18 protein-coding genes are annotated in these 21,395 nt (G+C 74.2%); 9 read left to right on the forward strand and 9 right to left on the reverse strand.

Features of this window, described 5'->3' with window-relative positions; all coding sequences use genetic code 11:
* Positions 1 to 5: 5 nt before the first annotated feature.
* From ACWCHM_RS31045 to ACWCHM_RS31055, 3 genes are read right to left on the reverse strand one after another with little or no spacing between them, the layout of a single operon-like run.
* Positions 6 to 1,154, reverse strand: a complete 1,149-nt coding sequence (locus ACWCHM_RS31045) for an ArsA family ATPase (RefSeq protein ID WP_204957414.1) — start codon at positions 1,152 to 1,154, stop codon at positions 6 to 8.
* Between the two features lie 54 nt (positions 1,155 to 1,208).
* Positions 1,209 to 2,186, reverse strand: coding sequence for an ArsA family ATPase (locus ACWCHM_RS31050; RefSeq protein ID WP_204957415.1), 978 nt, complete (start codon positions 2,184 to 2,186; stop codon positions 1,209 to 1,211).
* A gap of 26 nt (positions 2,187 to 2,212) precedes the next feature.
* On the reverse strand, positions 2,213 to 2,818 hold the full coding sequence (locus ACWCHM_RS31055) for an Rv0361 family membrane protein (RefSeq protein ID WP_204957416.1): 606 nt from the start codon (positions 2,816 to 2,818) through the stop codon (positions 2,213 to 2,215).
* Between the two features lie 327 nt (positions 2,819 to 3,145).
* On the opposite strand from ACWCHM_RS31055, the gene ACWCHM_RS31060 reads away from it, so the two are divergent.
* The 7 genes from ACWCHM_RS31060 to ACWCHM_RS31090 all read left to right on the forward strand — a co-directional run bounded on the left by ACWCHM_RS31060 (position 3,146) and on the right by ACWCHM_RS31090 (position 11,080).
* Positions 3,146 to 3,631 carry a hypothetical protein gene (locus tag ACWCHM_RS31060; RefSeq protein ID WP_204957417.1) on the forward strand — a complete coding sequence of 162 codons (486 nt, stop codon included), beginning with the start codon at positions 3,146 to 3,148 and terminating at the stop codon, positions 3,629 to 3,631.
* Positions 3,632 to 3,676: 45 nt separating this feature from the next.
* The gene (locus ACWCHM_RS31065) at positions 3,677 to 3,832 is read left to right on the forward strand and encodes a DUF4177 domain-containing protein (protein ID WP_088643831.1); all 156 of its coding nucleotides are present in this window, start codon (positions 3,677 to 3,679) and stop codon (positions 3,830 to 3,832) included.
* 10 nt (positions 3,833 to 3,842) lie between these two features.
* Positions 3,843 to 4,304, forward strand: a complete 462-nt coding sequence (locus ACWCHM_RS31070; RefSeq protein ID WP_204957418.1) for a RidA family protein — start codon at positions 3,843 to 3,845, stop codon at positions 4,302 to 4,304.
* 123 nt (positions 4,305 to 4,427) lie between these two features.
* Complete coding sequence (locus tag ACWCHM_RS31075; RefSeq protein ID WP_421489920.1) at positions 4,428 to 5,228, forward strand: MBL fold metallo-hydrolase; 801 nt, start codon at positions 4,428 to 4,430, stop codon at positions 5,226 to 5,228.
* Positions 5,225 to 8,800: an adenylate/guanylate cyclase domain-containing protein gene (locus tag ACWCHM_RS31080; protein ID WP_204957420.1), complete on the forward strand. Its 3,576-nt coding sequence runs from the start codon at positions 5,225 to 5,227 to the stop codon at positions 8,798 to 8,800. The genes ACWCHM_RS31075 and ACWCHM_RS31080 overlap by 4 nt, the downstream gene beginning before the upstream one ends.
* Before the next feature lie 174 nt (positions 8,801 to 8,974).
* Entirely contained in the window at positions 8,975 to 9,493 is a 519-nt protein-coding gene (locus ACWCHM_RS31085; protein ID WP_204957421.1) for a hypothetical protein, read from the forward strand.
* 30 nt (positions 9,494 to 9,523) lie between these two features.
* Complete coding sequence (locus tag ACWCHM_RS31090; protein WP_204957422.1) at positions 9,524 to 11,080, forward strand: serine/threonine-protein kinase; 1,557 nt, start codon at positions 9,524 to 9,526, stop codon at positions 11,078 to 11,080.
* Here ACWCHM_RS31090 and ACWCHM_RS31095 read toward each other — a convergent pair.
* On the reverse strand, positions 11,067 to 11,393 hold the full coding sequence (locus ACWCHM_RS31095; RefSeq protein WP_454220961.1) for a hypothetical protein: 327 nt from the start codon (positions 11,391 to 11,393) through the stop codon (positions 11,067 to 11,069). The two genes, ACWCHM_RS31090 and ACWCHM_RS31095, sit on opposite strands and share 14 nt — an antisense overlap.
* A gap of 185 nt (positions 11,394 to 11,578) precedes the next feature.
* Here ACWCHM_RS31095 and ACWCHM_RS31100 point away from each other — a divergent pair, with 185 nt between their 5' ends.
* Together ACWCHM_RS31100 and ACWCHM_RS31105 are read left to right on the forward strand one after the other, a co-directional pair.
* Positions 11,579 to 12,520: a transporter substrate-binding domain-containing protein gene (locus tag ACWCHM_RS31100; RefSeq protein WP_204957424.1), complete on the forward strand. Its 942-nt coding sequence runs from the start codon at positions 11,579 to 11,581 to the stop codon at positions 12,518 to 12,520.
* Positions 12,517 to 13,557 (forward strand): hypothetical protein, encoded by a 1,041-nt coding sequence (locus tag ACWCHM_RS31105; RefSeq protein ID WP_204957425.1) that lies wholly within the window; start codon positions 12,517 to 12,519, stop codon positions 13,555 to 13,557. Before ACWCHM_RS31100 ends, ACWCHM_RS31105 begins: the two co-directional genes overlap by 4 nt.
* Positions 13,558 to 13,565: 8 nt before the next feature.
* On the opposite strand, the gene ACWCHM_RS31110 is transcribed toward ACWCHM_RS31105, so the two are convergent.
* The 5 genes from ACWCHM_RS31110 to ACWCHM_RS31130 form a co-directional block, all read right to left on the reverse strand.
* Positions 13,566 to 14,729 carry an acyl-CoA dehydrogenase family protein gene (locus tag ACWCHM_RS31110; RefSeq protein WP_204957426.1) on the reverse strand — a complete coding sequence of 388 codons (1,164 nt, stop codon included), beginning with the start codon at positions 14,727 to 14,729 and terminating at the stop codon, positions 13,566 to 13,568.
* The gene (locus ACWCHM_RS31115) at positions 14,726 to 16,705 is read right to left on the reverse strand and encodes an ATP-binding protein (protein WP_454220964.1); all 1,980 of its coding nucleotides are present in this window, start codon (positions 16,703 to 16,705) and stop codon (positions 14,726 to 14,728) included. Before ACWCHM_RS31115 ends, ACWCHM_RS31110 begins: the two co-directional genes overlap by 4 nt.
* A 23-nt stretch (positions 16,706 to 16,728) precedes the next feature.
* Positions 16,729 to 18,330, reverse strand: coding sequence for an acyl-CoA carboxylase subunit beta (locus ACWCHM_RS31120; protein WP_454220966.1), 1,602 nt, complete (start codon positions 18,328 to 18,330; stop codon positions 16,729 to 16,731).
* A gap of 178 nt (positions 18,331 to 18,508) precedes the next feature.
* Positions 18,509 to 19,705 (reverse strand): acyl-CoA dehydrogenase family protein, encoded by a 1,197-nt coding sequence (locus ACWCHM_RS31125; RefSeq protein ID WP_454220968.1) that lies wholly within the window; start codon positions 19,703 to 19,705, stop codon positions 18,509 to 18,511.
* Positions 19,702 to 21,339, reverse strand: a complete 1,638-nt coding sequence (locus ACWCHM_RS31130) for an acyclic terpene utilization AtuA family protein (protein WP_454223229.1) — start codon at positions 21,337 to 21,339, stop codon at positions 19,702 to 19,704. The genes ACWCHM_RS31125 and ACWCHM_RS31130 overlap by 4 nt, the downstream gene beginning before the upstream one ends.
* Between the last annotated feature and the right edge of the window lie 56 nt (positions 21,340 to 21,395).

Below are 21,395 nucleotides of genomic sequence, written 5' to 3' on the forward strand. Positions count from 1 at the left end.
GCAGGTCAGGGGTGGCTGATCGCCGCGCCGATCGTCCGCAGCCCGTCGACGTCGTGCACGTCGGCGGGCTGCGCCGTCACCGACACCGTCGGCACCGCCGGGAACGCCTCGGTGAACCGCCGGGCCACCTGCTGTTCGCGGGCCGCCTGCTGCGCCAGCGCGGCGTGCGCCCGCAACACGTCGACCGTGGCCTCGTGCCCGCCCAGGTCGGCCAGCCGGTCGGCCGCCGCCCGGCTGGCCGCCGCGTCCAGGGCCACCGCCGGCCGGTGCACCCGGTTGAGCACCAGCCCGGCCAGCGGCATCCGCTCCGCGCCCAACCGGCCGGCGAAGTAGGCCGCCTCCCGGACCGCGTCCGGCTCCGGCGTCGCCACCAGCAGGAACGCCGTCTCGCGGGCCTGCAGGATCCGGTACGTCTGCTCGGACCGCTGCCGGAAGCCGCCGAACATCGAGTCCAGCGCGGCGACGAAACCGGAGAGGTCGGTCAGCAACTGCGCCCCGAGCACCTTCTGCACCACCCGGGAGAACATCCCGAAGCTGGCGGTGACGAAACTGAACATGCTCCGCCCTCCGCTGCGGGCCGGGGCGAGCAGCAGCCGCAGCATCCGGCCGTCCAGGAAACGGGAGAGCCGGGCCGGGGCGTCGAGGAAGTCCAGCGCCGAACGGGACGGCGGGGTGTCCACCACGATCAGGTCCCACTCGCCCCGGGCATGCAACTGGCCGAGCTTCTCCATCGCCATGTACTCCTGGGTGCCGGCGAAGGTGGAGCTCATGGCCTGGTAGAACGGGTTGGCGAAGATCTCCGCCGCCTTCGCCGGGTCGGTGTGCTGGAGCACCACGTCGTCGAAGGTGCGCTTCATGTCCAGCATCATGGCGTGCAGCTCGCCGCCGCCGGCCTCCACGTCGATCCCCTTGACCCGGCGGGGGGTGTTGTCCAGCTCGGTCAGGCCGAGCGACTGGGCCAGCCGGCGGGCCGGGTCGATGGTGAGCACCACCGTGCGTCGGCCGTGCCGCTCGGCCGCCCGCAGCGCCAGCGCCGCCGCCGTGGTCGTCTTGCCCACTCCGCCGGCGCCACAGCAGACCACGATGCGCACGCCGGGGTCGGCGAGGATCTGGTCGACGTCCAGCACGGGCGCCGCGTCTTCGGAAGGCACCAATCGAGCGTATCGGGCCGGTGGGGTCCGTGCGCCAGGGCCGACGTGAGGTGCGCGTCAATCCGCCCGACGGAGGATCTCGGCGAACGCCGCCAGCCCGGCCGAATCCACCCCGTCGGGCAGCAGTGGCAGCTCGGTCACCGGCCGCCCCAGCTCCACCAGGTCGGTCCGCAGCGAATCCTCCAGCTCCCGGCGTACCTGCTGGTCCCGTGCCTCGCCGGCCAGGCCGGCCACGGTCGCCGGGTCGGTCGGCAGGCCGGCGGCGGCCAACCCCCGCTTCAGCTCCGCCCGGGTCACCTCCCGGCCGGTGGTCGACGGCGGGCGGGCCGCGTTGACGATCACCCGGCCCACCGGGAAACCGAGCTGGGTCAGCTCGGCGATCGCGTCCACCGTCTCCTGGACCGGCATCTCCTCCAGCAGCGTCACCACGTGCACCGCGGTCATCGGGGAGCGCAGCAACGCCGACACCCCGTCGCTCTGGGTCTTGATCGGGCCGACCTTCGCCAGCCGGGCGGTCTCGGCGGTGACGTTGAGGAACCGCCCGATCCGGCCGGTCGGCGGGGCGTCCAGCACCACCGCGTCGTACACCCGGCGTTGGCCGGCGGTGCGGGTGGTGGCCTCCTTGACCTTGCCGGTGAGCAGCACGTCCCGCAGACCCGGGGCGATGGTGGTGGCGAAGTCGATCGCGCCGAGCTTGCGCAGCGCCCGGCCGGCCGCGCCGAGCTTGTAGAACATGTCGAGGTACTCCAGCAACGCCTCCTCGGCGTCCACCGCGAGGGCGCGCACCTCGCCGCCGCCGGGGGCGTCGACGAGGTGCCGCTCGGCGTACGGCAGGGGATCGACCCCGAAGAGCTGGGCGATCCCCTGCCGGCCCTCCACCTCGACCAGCAGGGTGCGGCGGCCACCGGCGGCCAGGGCGAGCGCCAGCGCCGCCGCCACGCTCGTCTTTCCCGTGCCGCCCTTGCCGGTCACCACGTGCAGGCGGGACGGCCACCCGGTACCGGCCGGGTCGGCCGGCCGCTCTGCTGCTCGCACCGGTCGAGCCTATCCACCCCGCGCGGTCAGCCGACCTCGCAGACCCACCAACCCGTCTTCCGTACGACGGTGAACCGCAACGGCTGCTCGGCGATCTTCTCGTCGGCGGTGGTCATGGTCAGCGTGGTGGAGACGGTGGCCCGGTCGCCGTTCTGGCTGTCGACGGTCGGGCTGGACCAGCGGAACCGCGGGTTGATGTAGGTGGTGGCGTACTTCTGCACCTCGGCCACCTTGGCGTTGATCTTCTGCGGGTCGCGGGACTCCGCGCAGACGAAGTTGGCCGCCCTGCCGGCGTCGCGTTCCTGGTAGACGGCGGTGAGGAAGCCGTCCACCGCCACCGTCGGCTCCTTGGCCCCCTCACCGCCCTCGGCGTCGCGAAGGGTCAGGAAGGCGAGCGTCCCGCCGCCGCCGCAGAGCACCACGGCCGCCGCCAGCGCGAGCCAGGCGGCCAGCGGGCCGCGTCGCCGCGCCGGGGTCGCCGCCCGGTACCCGGGGTGACTGGTCGACGGCGGCGCGCCGACACCTGACGGGGAGAGGCCGGGAGCGGTCGTCCCGCCCGGGTCTGGTGGGTCGTGCCGTGGCGGTGGTCCGCCTGGCGATCCGCTCGCGCCACCGAACGGTGGATGGGTCATGTGGTCCCCCGGGGGATGGGGCGCCGTCGCCGCCCCTGGCGACGACGCGGGTACGGGCGCGGCGGGCGACCCCTGATCGCCCGTCCGAGGCGCAAGGGTAACGGTCGATGGGCGGCGCGTGGCGGACCGCTCACGACCTGCTGTGGATCGCGATCGTTTTCCGGACCAAGCGAGTGTCGCATATGTGACTTTGCGTAATCAACCGTGCGCGTCCCGTTGTCCCCGTGTCGGGCGGGGTCCTACGTTCGTCCGGGTGTGGGGGAGCGGATCGGGTCGGCACCCGGTCCGGACGGCGGTCATTCACGGTACGAGGCCGGAGGAAGGTACATGCGCGACGCGGAGAATATCGCCCGAGCCCACTTCTCAGCACCAGGAGACCGGGGGAGGCGGGGAGGTTCGGCCGGTGACGCGGACGCCCCCGGCACGGGGCTGCCGATGAACGAGCGCTCCTACCGGCGCTGCGCCGAACCGACCGAGGTGCTGCGGATGCTCGGCCGCCCCGGTGACCGTGGCCGGGACGACGAGGAGCCCGGCTACGTCATCCACCTGCCGATCCGGGTGGCCGACCTGGCGGCGGCGACCGCGCTGGCCGGCACCGTGGCCACCTCGCTGGGTTTCCTCGTCGAACTCGACGCCGGCGAGACCACCGTCTCCACCGCCGACGACCAGAACAACAGGCACCGGGTCTTCTGCGACCTGCTGCTGCCCGACCGGTCCCGCTGCCCCCAGCCGTACGACCACACCGGGCAGTGCGGCGAGCTGCCCACCGCCCCCGAGCAGCGTCCCGCGCCCCGGCCGTCACCCGGACCGTAGGCTGTCGACGACACAGTCCACGCCAGGCAAGGGAGCCTTCCACCGATGCAGAAGTGGGAATACGCCACGGTCCCGCTGCTGGTCCACGCGACCAAGCAGATCCTCGACAACTGGGGCGAGGACGGCTGGGAACTCGTCGCCGTGATCCCCGGCCCGAACCCGGACCAGCTGGTCGCGTACCTCAAGCGGCCCAAGGGCTGAGGGTCCGAGGATGAGCAACGGACCCCACGCCAAGCTGGCCGAGCTGGGCCTGGCCCTGCCCGAGGTGGTGCCGCCGGTGGCCAGCTACGTCCCGGCCGTGCAGTCCGGTCAGCACGTCTACGTCTCCGGTCAACTGCCCGTCGCCGAGGGGAAGCTGCTCGCCACCGGGCAGGTCGGCGCGGGTGTCTCGCCCGAGCAGGCCAAGGACCTCGCCGAGCGGTGCGCGCTGAACGCCCTCGCCGCCGTCGACTCGCTGGTCGGCCTGGAGAACATCGTCAAGATCGTGAAGCTGACCGGCTTCGTGGCCTCGGCACCGGGCTTCCACGGCCAGCCGACCGTGATCAACGGGGCCTCCGACCTGCTCGGCGCGGTCTTCGGGGAGGCCGGCCGGCACGCCCGTTCGGCCGTCGGGGTGGCCGAGCTGCCGCTGGACGCCCCGGTCGAGATCGAGTTGATCGTCGAGGTGGCCTGACCGCACCGCCACTCCCCGCGAGGTGACCCGCCCGGTGGGTCGAAAGCCGTGAAGGGCCACAAACCTGTGGGCCGGTTCGGCAAGATCGCGGGGAGTGGCGCACAGGGTCGTACGATCGCAGCCATGACCGGGCATGTGACGGCACCGCCGGCCGCGCTGGCCGACCGGCTGCCGCAGTGGGTGACGTTGCTGCGCGCCCCCAACCCGGGGCCGATGACCCTGGAGGGCACCAACACCTGGCTGCTGCGCGCCCCCGACGCGCAACGGGCGATCGTCGTCGACCCCGGCCCGGCCGACGAGGGACACCTCGCCGCCGTGGCCGCGTCCGGGCCGGTCGGGCTCGTGCTGATCACCCACGGGCACCCCGACCACACCGAGGGTGCCCCCCGGCTGAGCGACCTGCTCGGTGGGGTCCCCGTGCTCGCCGTCGACCCGGCACACACCGTCGGCGGCAACCCGCTGACCGGGGCGGCCGGGCAGCTCGACGGGCACGGGTTGGGCATCGATCTGATCGCCACCCCCGGGCACACCGCCGACTCGGTCTGCCTGCAGGTGTCGTACGGCACCGAGCGGGTGGTGCTGACCGGGGACACCATCCTCGGCCGGGGCACCACCGTCGTCGCCCACCCCGACGGCCACCTCGGCGACTACCTGGCCAGCCTGGAGCGGCTGTCGGCGTACCGGGGCATCCCGGCGCTGCCCGGCCACGGCCCGGCGCTCGCTGACTGCGGCGCGGCGGCCGACTTCTACCTCGCCCACCGCCGGGCCCGGCTCGACCAGGTCCGGGCCGCCGTCGACGCGGGCGCGCGCACCGCATCCGAGGTGGTCGCGACCGTCTACGCCGACGTGGACCGGTCGCTGTGGTGGGCCGCCGAATGGTCGGTCCGCGCCCAGCTGGAGTACCTGGGAGTGGAGCAGCCGTGACCTGCCCGGTGTGCGGCACGCTCGCCGTCCCGGGCGCGCGGTTCTGCCACAACTGCGGGGCGGCGCTGCCGGCCGCCGCCGGCCTGCCGACCGCCGAACGCCGGGTCGTCACCGTGCTCTTCGGCGACCTGTCCGAGTTCACCTCGTGGTCGGAGGACCTCGACCCGGAGCGGGTCGGCGCGGTCACCGACCGGGTGCTCGCCGCGCTCGCCGGCGCGGTCAAGACGTTCGGCGGGCACGTCGACAAGCTCACCGGCGACGGCATCATGGCGGTCTTCGGCGCGCCCGTGGCCCACGAGGACGACGCCGAACGGGCCGTCCGGGCCGCCCTGTCGATGCAGCGGGCGGTGCGTCGGGTGCTCGACGACGAACGCGGCGGCGGCGCACCGCTCGGCCTACGGGTCGGGCTGAACACCGGCGACGTGATCGCCGGCATCCAGGCCGCCATCGAGTACACGGTCATCGGGGACACGGTGAACACCGCCGCCCGGCTGGCCGACGCCGCCGCCGTCGGCGCGATCTACGCCGGGGCCCGCACCTCGTCGGCCACCCGGCACGTCGCCTCCTGGCGGGTGCTGCGTCCGCTGCGGCTCAAGGGCAAGCGCGAGCCGGTCGAGGCGTACGAGCTGCTGGGCCTGCTCGACGCCCCCGGCACCCGGTCCGGGCTCGGTGACGAGGCGCCCTTCGTGGGGCGGGAGACCGAGATCGGCCGGGTCGCCGGCCGGCTCGCCGAGGTGATCGACCGGGGCGAACCCCGGGTGCTGCTGATGACCGCCGAGGCGGGGATCGGCAAGTCCCGGTTCGCCGCCGAGGTGGAACGCCTCGCCGCCGGCTACGACGTCGGCGCGGGCCGGTACGCCGCGCACAGCGGCGCCCGGGTGCTCTCGGTACGCTGCGCCGCCTTCGGTGAGCGACGTCGGCTGGCCCCGCTGGCCGACCTGGTCCGGGCCGCCGTCGGCCTGCCCAGTGACACCTCCACCGCGCTCACCCGGCCGGCCGTGGAGGAACGGCTGCGCCGGCTCGCCCAGCGGCTCGGCCGGCTGCGCCCCGACCCGCCACCGCTCGCCGGTGACCAGCTCCTGGCCCTGCTCGGGTACGCCGAACTGCCCGCCGGCAGCCCCGGCGACCAGGGCGGGTGGGGGGCCACCCCGCCGACCGCCGACGCCGAGGCGGTGCCGGTCGCGGTGGCCGGGCTGCTCAACGCCCTGGCCGCCGAGGCGCCGCTGGTGATCGTGGTCGACGACCTGCACGACGCCACCGGCGAGACGATCGCCGCCCTCGGCGCGACCCTGTCCCGACTCACCGGCCCGGTCCTGGTGATGCTGCTGGGCCGCCCGGAGCTGGTCCGGACCGCCGGGGCGTTGACCTGGATCGCCGACGCCGAGGTGCAGCCGTTGCCGCCACTGCGCGGCGCGGACGCCTCCCGCCTGCTCACCAGCTATCTCAACGGCGGCAGGCTGCCCCAGGCCGACGCCGACCGGCTGCTCGCCACCGCCCAGGGCAACGCCTTCTACCTGGCCGAACTGGTCACCCTGCTGCGCGAACGGGGGGCGTTGACCGCCGGCCCCGACGGCGGCTGGCGGCTGGTGCCTGGGTCGCTGGGCAGCCGGCTGCTCTCCCGGGACCTCGCCGCCGTGCTCGCCGCCCGCATCGACGCGCTCCCGCCGGAGGCCCGGTCGGTGCTGCGGGACGCCGCCGTGGTCGGCGACGTGGTGCCCACCGGTGCGCTGGAGGCGCTGCGTGAGCAGCGGACCGGTCCGGCCGGCCGGCCGGGCGCGGTGGCCGCCGTCGAGCTGGAACGGGCCGTGGAGGAGTTGCTGCAACGCCGGATGCTGCACCGCACCCGCAGCGGCTTCGCGTTCGCCACCCCGCTGATGCGGGAGGCCGCCTACGCCGGGGTGAGCAAGGCCGAACTCGCCGAACGGCACGCCGCGCTGGCCCGCTGGGCGACCGGGGTCCCCGGCGCGACGGTCGCCCCGCCTGGCGGGTTCACCGACGCGGCCCGGGACGACTTCGTGGCCGAGCAGGTCGAGCGGGCCGCCGTCCTCGCCGACGCGGTGAAGCTCCGCCCGGACTCGCCGGCCCGGACGGTCGCCGGGCTCGGGGTGGCCGCGCTGGGCCGGGCCGCCCGCCGGGCGTTGCAGGACGGCGAGCCGGCGCTGGCCGTCGAGCACGCCGAACGCGCCGCCGAGCTGGCCCGCGAGGGGATGCCCCCGGCCGACCGGTTGGTGCACGCGCGGGCGTTGCTCCAGGTCGGCCGGGTCGGTGACGCGCTCGCCTTCGCCGAGAAGATCGCTGCCAACGCCGGTGACGACGCCGGCACCCGGGCCAGCGCCCTGCTGCTCGCCGGCCAGGCCCAGCAGACCCAGGGCGACCAGGCCCGCGCGACGGCCTGCTGGCAGGAGGCGTTGCAGGTGGCCACCGACGGGAAGGTGACCAACCTGCGGGCCTCGGCGATGCGCCGGCTCGGGATGGCCGACTTCGTCGCCGGCCGGCTCGGGCAGGCGAGCAGCCGGCTCGCCGCCTCCTACCAGATCAGCCTCGCCGCGAAGGACCTGCGCGGGCAGGCGTGGGCGTTGCAGAACCTGGCCTGGGTCACCACCACCCGGGGGGACTTCGCCGGCACCGACGCGGTGCTCGGCCGGGCCGCCCGGCTCTTCGCCGAGCTGAAGGACCCGTACGGGCGGGCCTGGTTGCGCGGCACCACCGCCTTCGCCCGGCTGCTGGCCGGCCGGCTGGGGGAGGCCTGCCGGCTGGCCGGGGTCTTCCTGCCGTTCGGGGAACGCGTCGGCGAGGCGTGGGCGGTGGGCACGCTGCGCGCGGTCGAGGCGTTCGCCGGGGCGGAGATGGGTGAGGTGGCCGAGGCCGACCGGTCGGCCCGCCGGGCGTACCGGGACTTCGCCGCCGTCTCCGACGACTGGGGGCGCGGGTTCGCCCTGGTGGTCCGGGGGGTGGTGGCGCGCGGGCTGGGCGAGCCGGAGCACGCGGCCGACCTGTTCACCGACGCCCTCGCGTACGCCGGGCGGACCTCGCATCCGCTGCTGACCGGGATGGCCGGCACGTTGCGCGGCTTCGTGGCGCTGGACATGGGCGACTGCGAGACCGCCGAGCGGGACGCCCGGGCGGTGCTGACCGCCGTGGAACCGCACAACCCGCAGGCCCCGGCGCAGGCCGCCCCCCGGGTGCTGCTGGCCACCGCCCGGCTCGCCGCCGGTGACCCGGCCACCGCGGTCGGGTTGCTCGCCCCGGTGGCGACGACCGCCGCGAAGACGCCGACGCTGCTGTTCTCCCGCCGGCAGACCCTCGCCCGGTACGCTTCCGCGCTGCTCGCCCACGGCCAGCCGGAGCAGGCGTTGGACTGGGCCCGGCGGGCGGTCGCCGCCCCGGCGGAGGACGTCCGCAGCCAGGTGATCGGCGCCGGGGTGCTGGCCGAGGCGCTGGCGGCCTGCGGTCATCCGGCCGAGGCGTCGGCCAGCGCGCAGGAGGCGGTGCGGCTGGCGTACGCCACCGAGCAGCGCAGCGAACGGGCCAGCGCCGACGCCCTGGCGGCCCGGCTCGCCGACGGGGTCTGACCGGTCGGTCGGCGGGTGCCGGCGGGTCCAGCCGGGTGGTCCGGCGGGTCCTGATCGTCGGTGGACGGTAGGTCTGTCGGTTCCGGGGATGTGCGCCTGTCGGCCGGGACGGTTAGCGTGTCACTTCACGCGACCGCCACTCGGTGCCGGTCGCGCCGTCGGGTGGAGGGCAGGATGAGGTTGCCGCGTTCGGGCGCCGGTTGGACGATCGCGGTCTTCGGGGTGCTGGCGGTGCTGCTCGGCGCGCTCGGGCTGGTGTGGCCGGAGGCGCAGCTGCGGATGCTCGGCTTCGAGGTGCCGGCGACCCGGGCACCCGGCGACTACACCGGCACGTTCCTCACCGCGTCCTCGATGGCCTCGTTCAACATGGGCGTCTACTACCTGTTGGCGGTGGCGACCGAGTGGCGGGCGTTCTACCGGTTCACGGTGGTCTTCCGGTTGGTCACCTTCACCGTCTTCACGCTGACCGTGCTGGCCGACGTGGCACCTGACCGGTTCATCGGGGTGGCGCTGTGGGAGGGGGTCGGCGCGGTGGCCACGGCGCTCGGCCTGCGCTGGGATGCCCGTCGATCCGCAGGTGGGGGCGGTAGCGCTCCCATCTCGACACCGTCCCAGGTCAGCGGCGTTTCCGGAGGTGTGACGAGCCGGTCGGCTGCTGCCGGTCCGGCCACAGCCGCCGGTACGGACCGCTGAGCGCCCCGGCGGAACGGGTATTTTCGAGCCGTGACCGAGACCCCGCCCGGCGCCCTCCGGCTGCCCAATGTGCCCGGTCTGACCGACTTGCAGGTCTTTGCCCGGGGCGGCTACGCCACCGTCTACCGGGCCACCCAGATCTCCGTCGGTCGGGAGGTCGCCGTCAAGGTGGAGAACCGCACCCTGGACAACGAACGTGACCAGGCCCGGTTCCTGCGGGAGGCGCGGGCGGCCGGGCGGATGTCCTCGCACCCGCACGTGGTGGACCTGTTCGACGTCGGGGTGACAGTCGACCAGCACCCCTACCTGATCATGGAGTTGTGCGACGGGTCGTACGCCGAACGGATGCGGACCTCGCCGCTCGACGCGTCCGAGACCCGTGACCTCGGCATCAAGATCGCCGATGCGCTGGCCCACTCGCACGCGGCCGGAGTGCTGCACCGCGACGTCAAGCCCGCCAACATCCTGCACTCGCACTTCAACTCGGCGGTGCTCGCCGACTTCGGGCTGGCCGTACTGGCCGAGGCGCGGGACGCCTCGGTCACCCTGGAGGTGCTCACCCCGGCCTACGCCCCGCCGGAGATGTTCAACCACAGCCCGCCGTCCCCGGCCGTCGACGTGTACGCCCTCTGCGCCACCCTCTACGCGGTGATGACCGGACGCCCCCCGCGCTGGCAGTCCGAGCGCAACCCGAGCCTGGTAACCGTCCTGGAACTGTTCCACCAGCCGATCCCCGACCTGCCCGGGGTGCCCACCGAACTGGTCGACGTGCTGCGCGCCGGGATGTCCAACGACCCCGACGCCCGCCCCTCCGCCCTCGAACTGCGCGACCTGCTCACCGCGCTGCCCCTCGACCCGGCTCCCGCCCCGGTCAGCGGCGCCCCGGTCTCCGGCGGGCCGTCCGGTGGCACCGGCGGCGGTGGGCCGTACACCCTCGGGTGGACCACCAGCCAACCCGGACGGACCACCGGGCGGCCCGCTCCCCGTCCCCCGTCCCAGGACGACCACCCGACCGTGCCGCACGGCACACGTCGGCGGCGGCGCTGGTTCTTCGGCGGGGCCGGGGTGCTCGCCCTGGCAGCCTCGGCAAGCGCCGGGGCGTGGGTCGCCGGTGGCGCTCCGCCGCTGGCCGGGCCGACCGCCGCCCCGTCGACGGTCGGGTCGTCCAGCCCGGCCGCCCGCTGGGGCACCCTGCCCGGCTGCGCCGCCGACGGCACCGCCGTGGTCCTGCCGCCCGGTGCCCGGTGCGCCCCGGTGCTGGAGTGCTTCGGCCCCGTCCGGCTGCGTGCCGACCGGGCCGAGGCCGAGCAGGTCTCGTGCGAGGGGCGGCACACCTGGGAGACGTACGTGGAGGGGCAGTTGCCGGCCGCGCTGACCACCGCCGGGCACGCCGCGATCAGCGCCGACCCGACCGTCCGGTCGGTGTGCAACGCGCGGACGTTCCGGCTGACCAGCGGGATCGACTACACCAACGGCTGGCGGCTCGAAGTGCTGCCGCCAGCCGAGAAGGACCTCGACCGCACCTACCGCTGCCTCGCCGGGCGGGGCGTGAACGCCCTGGTCGCCCCCACCCTCACTGGTCGCTGACCTCGCGCGTCCGGTGCAGCCGGCTCAACACCGCCGCGCTGTCCAGCGCGTCGAGGGTGTCGGCGTCGAGGAACGAGCCGGCCTCCGGCAGGCGTGGAGCGGCTGTTCCGACAGGTTGCTCCCGGTTGTCGCGTTCGCGCAGCGCGGCCAGCGCGGTGCCGGTCACCGTCGCGAAGAGGACACCGAGCAGCGCCAACCCCACGGTCAGGATGCCGGCGGGGTGCCGGAAGACCAGCGCCACCACCACCGCGCCGGTCGCCAGCGCCGCGACCACCGCTACGGTCCGCGCGTCCGGCCTCAGGAATCGCCTCACCCGACAAGCATGGCCTGAACGGGCGTGCTGTCAAACCATACGGCTCGCTGTGGTTGTCCGTTCTGCCTAGAGTGACGAAACGACGGTGTCGGCCCGCCCGTCCCGGTGGGCCGGGCGATGCGACGGAGATGGACCGGAGCCGCTACCCTCGGTGTCCCCAGGCTGTCCGTCAGCGAGGTGCGCCGATGAATCACATCTTCACCCGCCACCGGGTCCGATCGGTCACCACCACCCTGGCGGTGGCCCTGACCCTCACCCTGGCCGCCGCCGCCGGTTGCGAGAACCGCCGTGAGCCGTCGCTGCCCTCGGTCCGCGACAAGTTGCGCGAGTCGCACATCGACGGCCAGCCGAAGATCAAGATCGGGGTGGCCACCACCGAGCCGCTGATGGGCGAGCTGCGCAACGGCGTGCACTCCGGCTTCGACGTGGAGATCGCCCGCTACGTCGCCTCCTACCTCGGCTACGAGGGTGACCAGCGCATCGAGTGGGTCTCGGTGACCACCGAGGACCGTATCCCCGCCCTCCAGGGCGGCGTGGTCGACCTGGTGGTGTCCAGCTTCTCCATCACCGAGGAGCGGGAGAAGCTGGTCAGCTTCGCCGGCCCCTACTTCGTCACCACCCAGGAGGTGATGGTGCCGACCCGGCTCAGAGACAAGATCCGCACCATCGAGGACCTCCGCGAACCGGCCTACAAGGTGTGCACCAGCGGCGGCTCCACCACCGAGGCCGAGCTGGCCAAGCACGACGTCAAGGCGCTGGTGGTCAAGGAGGTCGGCGACTGCGTCAAGGGCATCCGGGAGGGCCGCTACGACGCGGTCAGCTCCGACGAGACGATCCTCGCCGGGTTCCTCTCCCTCTACCCGACCGAGTTCGAGATCGTCGACATGCCCTTCGGCACCAGTGAACTGCTCGGCGTCGGGGTGCCGATCGGCGACCCCGCCCTGCGCGACCTGGTCGCCTTCGCCCTCCAGAAGAGCTACCTGGCCGGGCGCAACGGGATCAGCAGCCCGTGGCTCACCGCCTACAACAAGACCCTCGGGCCCTGGTTGAAGGCGGACAAGGCACAGCCCCAGCCGTTGAACGTGCCGGAGCTGGTCGACTTCGACGACAAGGCGCCGACGCGGTGACCGCCCCGGCCGTACCGCAGGATCTGGGCGCCACCACCGTCCCGGTGCGCGACGGCTGGGACCCGGCGGTGGAGCGGCGGGCGCGGGCCAGCCAGTCGTTCTGGACGGCCGTGGTGGGGGTGCCCGCCATCTTCTCCGTGCTGCGTCTCGGTGTGGAGGCGGGCGGCGAGCTCCAGACCACGCTGCTGCTGGTGGCGAACGTCGGGCCGGTGAACCTGCTCGCCGGCTTCCTCACCACCGCCGCCCGGCTGCTCTCCACCGGCCTGGTCGCGGTCTTCGCGCTCGGCGCGGTGCTGCGGGTCAGCGTGGAACGGATGCCGCCCACCGTCCGTCGTCCACTCTTCGTCCGCTGGGCGGACCTCACCCCCGCCTGGTTCGTGCTCGCCAGCTTCCTCACCGCCCTGGTCACCTGGCAGCTGCTCTACCTGCCGCTGCTGCTGCCCGCGTTCGTGGCCGCCTTCCAGCTCACCCCGGCCCGCCTGCACGAGCACGTCGTGCCCCGGACGCTGGTCCTGGTGGCGCTGCTCGCCGGGTACGGCTGGCTGCTCGCCCCCACCCTGGTCGACGCGTGGCAGCAACGGGAACTGCTCGTCCTGGCGCTGCTGGTCGCCCCGCCGCTGCTCGCCCTGGCGGTCACCGGCCCGCTGCCCGGGGCGGTGATCCGGCCGCTCGCCTCGGTCACCGAGGCGGCGGTGCTGGCCATGCTGGTCTGGGCGGCGCTGCCGGTGATCACCACGCCGGTACTGCCGCTCACCGTGACCACCGTGGAGTCGAGCCCCGGCGTCACCGAGGACGTCCGGGGGCACGTGGTCACCGTGGACGACGTCAACATGGTGCTGCTCCAGGAGCGCGGCGGCGTCCGGTACGTGCCGGTGGACGACGTCCGCGGCCAGGTGCTCTGCCCCAGCGAGGAGGAACTGCCCCGGCACCGGCTGCGCATCCGCGACTACCACGTCGAGGACTCGCTGCTGGAGGGGCTGGGCCGGCGGGTGCGCCCGGTGCACCGTACCGACGCGGCCTGCCGCGCCGTGCGCTGACCGACGGATCAGTAGGACTTCTCCTGCCCCAGCACGTGCTGGGCGACGAAGTTGAGGATCATCTCCCGGCTGACCGGGGCGATCCGTCCGGCCCGGACCGCGCCGAGCAGCGTCGCCACGCCGTACTCGGTGGTCATGCCGGCCCCGCCGAGGGCCTGCACGGCGGTGTCCACGGCCAACGCGGCGGCCTCCCCGGCCGCGTACTTGGCCATGTTGCCGGCCACCCCGGCCTCCAGGTCGCGGCCCGCGTCGTACAGGGTGGCCGCCTTGTGGATCATCAGTCGGGCGAGTTCCACCTGCACCGCCGCGTGCGCCAACGGGTGCGCCACGCCCTGGTGCGCGCCGATGCTCCGCCCACCCCAGACCTTGCGGGTGGCGGTGTAGTCGGTGGCCCGCTCGATGGCGTACCGGCCGGTGCCGACACCCATCGCGGCGACCGTGATCCGCTCCGGGTTCAGCCCGGCGAACAACGCCGGCAGGCCGGCGTCCAACGACCCGCCGACCAGCGCGTCGGCGGGTAGCCGGACGTCGTCCAGATAGAGCAGGAACTGGTTCTCCGGAGAGACGATCTCCATGTCCAGTTTGGACCGGGTCAACCCGGGCGCGTCGGTCGGCACCACGAACAGCGCGGGCTTGAGCTTTCCGGTCGTCGCGTCCTCCGTCCGGGCCACCACCAGCACGTACTGTGCCTCGTCCACGCCGGAGATGTAGCACTTGCGGCCGGAGAGCAGCCAGTCGTCGCCGTCGCGGCGGGCCACCGTGCCGAGCCGGTGGAAGTTCGACCCGGCGTCCGGCTCGGTGATCGCGAAGACCACCTTCAGCGAGCCGTCGGCGAACCCGGGCAGGAACCGCTTGCGCTGCTCCTCGGTGCCGTGCCGGTTGATCACCGTGGCGGCGATGGCCGGCGACACCACCAGCAGCAGCAACGGGCAGCCGGCGGCGGCCAACTCCTCGCAGACGATGGCCAGCTCGGTGAGGCCGCCACCGCCGCCGCCGTACTCGGTGGGGACGTTCACCCCCAGGTAGCCGAGCCGGCCGGCCTCCTCCCACAGCTCGGTGGTGTGCCCGCCGGATTTCGCCTTCTCGACGAAGTAGGAGTGGCCGTACCGGCGGCCCAGCGCGCGGACGGCGTCGCGGAGCTGGTCCTGCTCGGGGGTGAGGTCGAAGTTCATCGGGGTGCCTCCTCGGGGTTGACCACGGCCAGCACCGCACCCGTCTCGACCTGCCCGCCGGCGGGCACCGGCAGGTCGGCGACCACGCCGTCGGTCGGGGCGAGCACGGGATGTTCCAGTTTCATCGCCTCCAGGGTCAGCAGCAGGTCACCGGCGGCGACCGGCTGACCGGCCACCACGTGCACCCGGGTGACCGTGCCGGGCAGCGGCGCGAGCAGCGAACCGACCGCCAACGCCGCGCGGGGCAGCGGGAAGCGGGGCAGCTCGGTCAGCTCCGCCGCCCCGTCCGGGCCGTCCACGAAGACCGTCGACCCCGCCCGGTGTACGCGCAACACCCGCCGTACCCCGGCCACGTCGAGCAGTACCCGCTCCGGTGCCGCCGCCACCAACTCCACCATCGGCGGTGCGGCGGCGGTCGGGTCGGTGGACCATTCGGCGAGCGCGCCGGACCGGTCCAGCCGGTAGCGCACCTCGATCTCGTCCCCGGTCGCCGTGGCGTACCGGACGGACTGGGGGACGGCCGGCACGTTGCGCCAGCCCGACGGGAGCCCGGCGAGGACCGGGGCGTCGGCCCGACGCGCGGCGGCCCCGGCCAGCGCGGCGGCCAGCGCGGCGACCGGCAGCCGGTCGGCCGGCAGCAGCGGCGCGAAGACCTCGGCGTGCGCGTCCAGGAACCCGGTGTCCACCTGCGCCGCGCCGAACTCCGCGCTGCGCAGCACCCGCACCAGCAGGTCCCGGTTGGTGGCCACCCCGTGCAACTCGGCGCGGGCCAACGCCCCGGCGAGCGACCGGGCCGCCTCGGCCCGGGTCGGCGCCCAGGCGACCAGCTTGGCGAGCATCGAGTCGTAGTGCACGCCCACCGTCGACCCGGCGTCCACCCCCGAGTCGAGCCGCAGGCCCCGGGTCGGGGTGAACTCACCGGCCACCCCGGGCACCGTGAACCGGTGCAGCGTGCCGGTGGCCGGCCGGAACCCCTGCGTCGGGTCCTCCGCGCAGAGGCGTACCTCGATGGCGTGGCCGTCGGGCGGCGGGGTCGCCGGCACCGGCAGCGCACCGCCCTCGGCAACCAGCAGTTGCAGCCGGACCAGGTCCAGCCCGGTGACCGCCTCGGTGACCGGGTGCTCCACCTGGAGCCGGGTGTTCATCTCCAGGAAGAAGAACTCGCCGCCCGGGGCGAGCAGGAACTCCACCGTCCCCGCCCCGACGTAGTCGACCGCCCGCCCGGCGGCGACCGCCGCCGCGTGCAGCCGCTCCCGGACCCCGTCGGGCAGCACCGCCGGGGCCTCCTCGACGATCTTCTGGTGCCGCCGCTGGATCGAACAGTCCCGCTCGCCGAGGGCCACCACCGTACCGTGGGTGTCGCCGAAGATCTGCACCTCGACGTGCCGGCCGCGTTCGACGTACCGCTCGACGAAGACCGTGCCGTCGCCGAACGCGGCGGCGGCCTCGCGGCGCGCCGAGTCGACGGCCGCCGGCAGGTCGGCCGGGTCGCGGACGACGCGCATCCCCCGGCCGCCACCCCCGGCGGACGCCTTGACCAGCACCGGGAAGTCGGTGACCGCGTCGCCGTCGGTCCAGGTGGGCAGCATCGGCACCCCCGCCCCGGCGAGCAGTTCCTTCGCGGCGATCTTGTCGCCCATCGCGGCGATCGCCCCGGCCGGCGGACCGACCCAGGTCAGGCCCGCGTCGGTCACCGCCGCCGCGAAGCCGGCGTGCTCGGCGAGGAACCCGTAACCCGGGTGGACGGCGTCCGCGCCGGTGCGCCGGGCCGCGTCCAGGATCAGGTCGATCCGCAGGTATGTCTCGACGGGCGTGTTCCCCGGCAGCCGGACCGCCTCGTCGGCCTCGGCCACGTACGGCGCGTCGGCGTCCGCGTCGGAGTGCACGGCGACCGTCGCCACGCCCAGCGCCCGGCAGGTGGCGAAGACCCGGCGGGCGATCTCCCCCCGGTTGGCCACCAGCAGTTTCCGAATCACGAACCCCTGCCTTTCGTTGGTGGCTACATCCGGAAGACGCCGAAGCCGTCGGCGCCCTTCACCGGTGCGTTGTGGATCGCCGACAGGCAGAGCCCGAGGACGGTACGGGTGTCCCGGGGGTCGATCACCCCGTCGTCGTAGAGCCGGCCGGACAGGAACAGCGCCCCCGACTGCGACTCGATCTGCTGCTCGACCATCATCCGCATCGCCGCGTCGGAGTCCTCGTCGTAGTCCCGGCCCCGGGCGGCGGCGGCCTGCCGGGCGACGATCGACAGCACCCCGGCCAACTGCGCCGGACCCATCACCGCCGACTTCGCGTTCGGCCAGGTGAACAGGAACCTCGGCTCGTACGCCCGGCCGCACATGCCGTAGTTGCCGGCACCGTACGAGGCACCCAGGTTGACCGTCAGGTGCGGCACCGTCGAGTTCGCCACCGCATTGATCATCAGGGCACCGTGCTTGATGATGCCACGCTGCTCGTACTCGGTGCCGACCATGTAGCCGGTGGTGTTCTGGAGAAAGACCAGCGGGGTGTCGGCGGCGTTGGCGAGCTGGATGAACTGGGCCGCCTTCTGCGCCTCCGCGCTGAACAGCACCCCCCGGGCGTTCGCCAGCACCCCCACCGGGTAGCCGTGCAGCTCGCCCCAGCCGGTGACCAGGGCGGTGCCGTACGCCGGCTTGAACTCGTCGAACTCGCTGCCGTCGAGGATCCGGGCCAGCACCGCACGCGGGTCGAACGGCACCTTCAGGTCGGCGCTGACGATGCCGAGCAGCTCCTCCGGGTCGTACCTCGGTGGGGTCGGCGTCGGGTTGCGCGGCGGCGGACCCTGCTTGCGCCAGTTGAACCGGCGGACGCAGCGCCGGGCCAGCCGGATGCCGTCCCGCTCGTCCTCGGCGAGCTGGTCGGCGAGGCCGGACGTGCCGGCGTGCATCGCCGCGCCACCCAGCGACTCGTCGTCGGTGACCTCGCCGGTGGCCATCTTCACCAGCGGCGGCCCGGCCAGGTAGACCTGCGACCGGTCCCGGATCATGATCACGTGGTCGGACATCCCCGGCACGTACGCGCCACCGGCGGTGGCGTTGCCGAAGACCACGCTGACCGTGGGAATGCCGGCGGCGGAGAGCCGGGTCAGGTCACGGAACACCCGGCCGCCCGGAATGAAGATCTCCGCCTGGGTGGGCAGGTCCGCCCCGGCGCTCTCCACCAGGTTCACCATCGGCAGCCGGTTCGCCAGGGCGATCTCGCCGGCCCGCCGGGTCTTCGCCAGCGACCACGGGTTCACCGCGCCGCCGCGTACCGTCGGATCGTTGGCGACCACCAGGCACTCGACGCCCTCGACCACCCCGATGCCGGTGACCACGCTCGCCCCGACCGGGAAGTCGGTGCCGTACCCGGCGACCGGCGACAACTCCAGGAACGGGCTGTCCCGGTCCAGCAGCAACTCGATCCGCTCCCGGGGCAGCAGCCTGCCGCGCCCGTGGTGCCGGGCCACGTACTTCTCGCCGCCGCCGGCCCGCGCCCGGTCGAGGGCGGCGTCCAACTCGGCGAGCCGCTCCCGCAGCGCCTCCCGGTTGGCCACGAAAGCCGGCGCGGCCGGATCGACCGCACTCTCCAGCGTCGTCATAGATCTCCCCCGTTCGTTCGCGACTGCGGGGCTCGCAAACCCGGCTCACTCCTCGCGCTCACAGGTCCGTCTTTCGTTCGCGACTGCGGGGCTCGCAAACCCGGCTCACTCCTCGCGCTCACAGGTCCGTCTTTCGTTCGCGACTGCGGGGCTCGCAGACCCGGCTCACTCCTCGCGCTCACAGGCCCAGGCCCTTCGCGATGATCTCGTTCATGATCTCGGTGGTGCCGCCGCCGATGCCGAGGATGCGGGCGTCCCGGTAGTGCCGCTCCACCTCGGCGTCGCGCAGGTAGCCGAAGCCGCCGTGCAGTTGCAGCGCGGCGTCGACCACCTGGTCGCAGGCGGCCACCGCGACGTTCTTCGCCATCGCCACCTCGGTCACCACCGGCTCGCCCGCCGCCACCCGGGCGGCCACCTGGTGCACGTACGCGCGGGCCGCCTCGGCGCGGGTGTGCATCTCGGCCAGCCGGTGCCGGACCAGTTGCCGGCCGGCCAGCGGACGACCGAACGTGGACCGGTTCCGACACCAGCGGGTCGAAAGCTCCACGCAGCGCTGCGCGGTCGCGTACGCCTGGGTGGCCAGGGAGAGCCGCTCGGCGGCGAAGCCCTGCATGATCGCCAGGAAGCCGGTGTCCTCCTCGCCGATCCGGTTGCCCACCGGCACCCGCACGTCGACGAAGGACAGCTCGGCCGTGTCCGAGCAGTGCCAGCCGAGCTTGTCCAGCTTCCGGCCGACGGTGAACCCGGGGGTGCCCTTGTCGATCACCAGCAGGTGAAGCGATCCGCTGCCGGGGAAGTCGCCGCAGACCGCAGTGGTGACGAAGTCGGCGCGTACCCCGCTGGTGACGTACGTCTTCGTCCCGTTCACCAGGTAGTGGTCGCCGTCGCGGCGGGCGGTGGTGCGGATCGCGGCGACGTCGGAGCCGGCGTCCGGTTCGGTGATCGCCAGCGCGCCGATCAGCTCACCCGCCAGCGTCGGCCGGACGTACCGGTTGACCAGGGGATCGTCGGCGGCGGACGGGCGGGCGGCGAGCCGGCCACCGAGCGTGCCGCCGGTCCGCCCACCGGCCGCCGCGACGATGTGCGGCAGCGCGATGCCATGCGTGAACAGGGCCGCGACCAGCCCGGACGAGCCGCCGGAGCGGATGATCTCCTCGGTGACCACGATCGAGTCGAGCAGGTCGCCGCCGCTGCCGCCGACCGACTCGGGGAAGCCGACGCCGAGCAGGCCGAGCTTCGCGGCGGTGGCGTGCAGCGCGCGCGGGACCTCACCGGACCGTTCCCAGTCGACCAGGTGGGGCAGCACCTCCCGGGTCACGAAGGCCCGGGTCAGCTCCCGTAACTGCCGCCGCTCCGGGGTGTCCACGATGGTCACCGGTCGGCCTCCCCGGCTGCCGGCGGTCCGGGGGTGAGGGCGGCGGGCAGGTCGACGATGCGGGAGCGGAGCAGTTCGCCGAGCGCCTTGGCCTGCGGGTCGAACCGGGTGGAGGCGGCCACCCCCGGCCCGAGCAGCCCCCGGAGCACGAAGTTGACCGCCCGCAGGTGCGGCAGTTCGTACCGTTCGACGGTCAACGCGGCCGTGTCCGGCAGCAGCCCGGTCAGCCGGTCGACGGTCAACCATCCGCGCAGCCACTCCCAGGTGGCGTCGGTACGCGCCCAGACGCCGAGGTTGGCGTCGCCACCCTTGTCACCCGACCGGGCCCCGACCAGCTCACCCAGCGGCCCCCGCCGGGTCGGCCCGGCCGCCGGGGTCGGGCCCGCGCTGTCGGGCGTCGGCGCGGCCACGGCCGGTGCCACCGTCTCGGGCGGGGGGATCGACAGCCGGGTGCCGTCCGGCAGGACTGCCACGTGCGGCACGTCGGCCTGCGGCACCGCGTCGGCGGTGAACACCCCGTACGGGGTGGCGTCGCCGGGCAGGGTGGTCAGCGTGCACCCCGGATAGGAGGCGAGGGCCAGTTCCACCGCCGCCGCCGAGAACGCCCGCCCGGCCCGCGCCCGGTCACCGTCGCGCAGGTGTACGTGCAGCAGCGCGCTCGCCGTCTCGGTGTCGACCGCGTCGACGTGGTCGGTACGGGCCAGCGTGAACTCCAGCCCGTCCGCGCCGACCGCCGCCTCGACCTGCCCCCGGACCAGGGCGGCCTTGGCCGGGATGTCCAACCCGCAGAGCACGAACGTCATCGTGTTGCGGAAACCGCCCAGGTTGTTGACCCCCACCTTGAGGGTGGCCGGCGGTGGGGTGCCCCGGACCCCGTGCACCCGGACCCGGTCCGGCCCGTCGGGGTGCAGCCGTACCGTGTCCAGCCGGGTCACCACGTCCGGGCCGAGGTAGTCGGGGCCGCCCACCTCGTACAACAGTTGGGCGGTGACCGTCTCGACGGTGACCGCGCCGCCGGTGCCGGGGTGCTTGGTGAGCACCGACGAGCCGTCCGGGTGGATCTCGGCGATCGGGAAGCCGGGCCGGTGCCCGCCGTCGGGCAGCTCGGTGAAGAAGCTGAAGTTGCCCCCGGTGACCTGCGCCCCGCACTCGATCAGGTGCCCGGCGACGGTCGCCCCGGCCAGCGCGTCCAGGTCGTCCCGCCGCCAGCCGAACCGGGCGATGGCCGGCCCGACCGCCAGCGAGGCGTCGGTGACCCGCCCGGTGACCACCACGTCCGCCCCGGCGTCGAGGCAGGCGGCGATGCCGAACGCACCGAGGTAGGCGTTGGCGGTGAGCGCGTCCGGCCGGGCCAGGGCGTCACCCTCGACGTGGGCGACCCGGACGGTGAGGCCGAGCCGGTCGGCGAGCGCGCCGATCGCAGCGGCCAGCCCGGCCGGGTTCAACCCGCCCGCGTTGGTGACGATCCGTACCCCCCGGTCGAGGGCGGTGCCGAGACACCCTTCGAGCTGGCGCAGGAAGGTCTTCGCGTAGCCCAGGGCGGGGTCGCGCAGCCGGTCCCGGCCGAGGATCAGCATGGTCAGCTCGGCCAGGTAGTCGCCGGTCAGCACGTCCAGCTCACCGCCGTCGAGCATCTCCCGCCAGGCGGTGGACCGGTCGCCGTAGAAGCCGGACGCGTTGCCGACCCGCA

This window comes from Micromonospora sp. SCSIO 07396, from assembly GCF_053667945.1.

Coding starts and splice junctions, on each gene's coding strand:
- ACWCHM_RS31130 (WP_454223229.1), bottom strand. CDS start 21,339: ATGCTCGACGGCGGTGAGCTGGACGTGCTGACCGGCGACTACCTGGCC.
- ACWCHM_RS31085 (WP_204957421.1), top strand. CDS start 8,975: ATGAGGTTGCCGCGTTCGGGCGCCGGTTGGACGATCGCGGTCTTCGGG.
- ACWCHM_RS31060 (WP_204957417.1), top strand. CDS start 3,146: ATGCGCGACGCGGAGAATATCGCCCGAGCCCACTTCTCAGCACCAGGA.
- ACWCHM_RS31055 (WP_204957416.1), bottom strand. CDS start 2,818: ATGACCCATCCACCGTTCGGTGGCGCGAGCGGATCGCCAGGCGGACCA.
- ACWCHM_RS31075 (WP_421489920.1), top strand. CDS start 4,428: ATGACCGGGCATGTGACGGCACCGCCGGCCGCGCTGGCCGACCGGCTG.
- ACWCHM_RS31070 (WP_204957418.1), top strand. CDS start 3,843: ATGAGCAACGGACCCCACGCCAAGCTGGCCGAGCTGGGCCTGGCCCTG.
- ACWCHM_RS31100 (WP_204957424.1), top strand. CDS start 11,579: ATGAATCACATCTTCACCCGCCACCGGGTCCGATCGGTCACCACCACC.
- ACWCHM_RS31065 (WP_088643831.1), top strand. CDS start 3,677: ATGCAGAAGTGGGAATACGCCACGGTCCCGCTGCTGGTCCACGCGACC.
- ACWCHM_RS31120 (WP_454220966.1), bottom strand. CDS start 18,330: ATGACGACGCTGGAGAGTGCGGTCGATCCGGCCGCGCCGGCTTTCGTG.
- ACWCHM_RS31110 (WP_204957426.1), bottom strand. CDS start 14,729: ATGAACTTCGACCTCACCCCCGAGCAGGACCAGCTCCGCGACGCCGTC.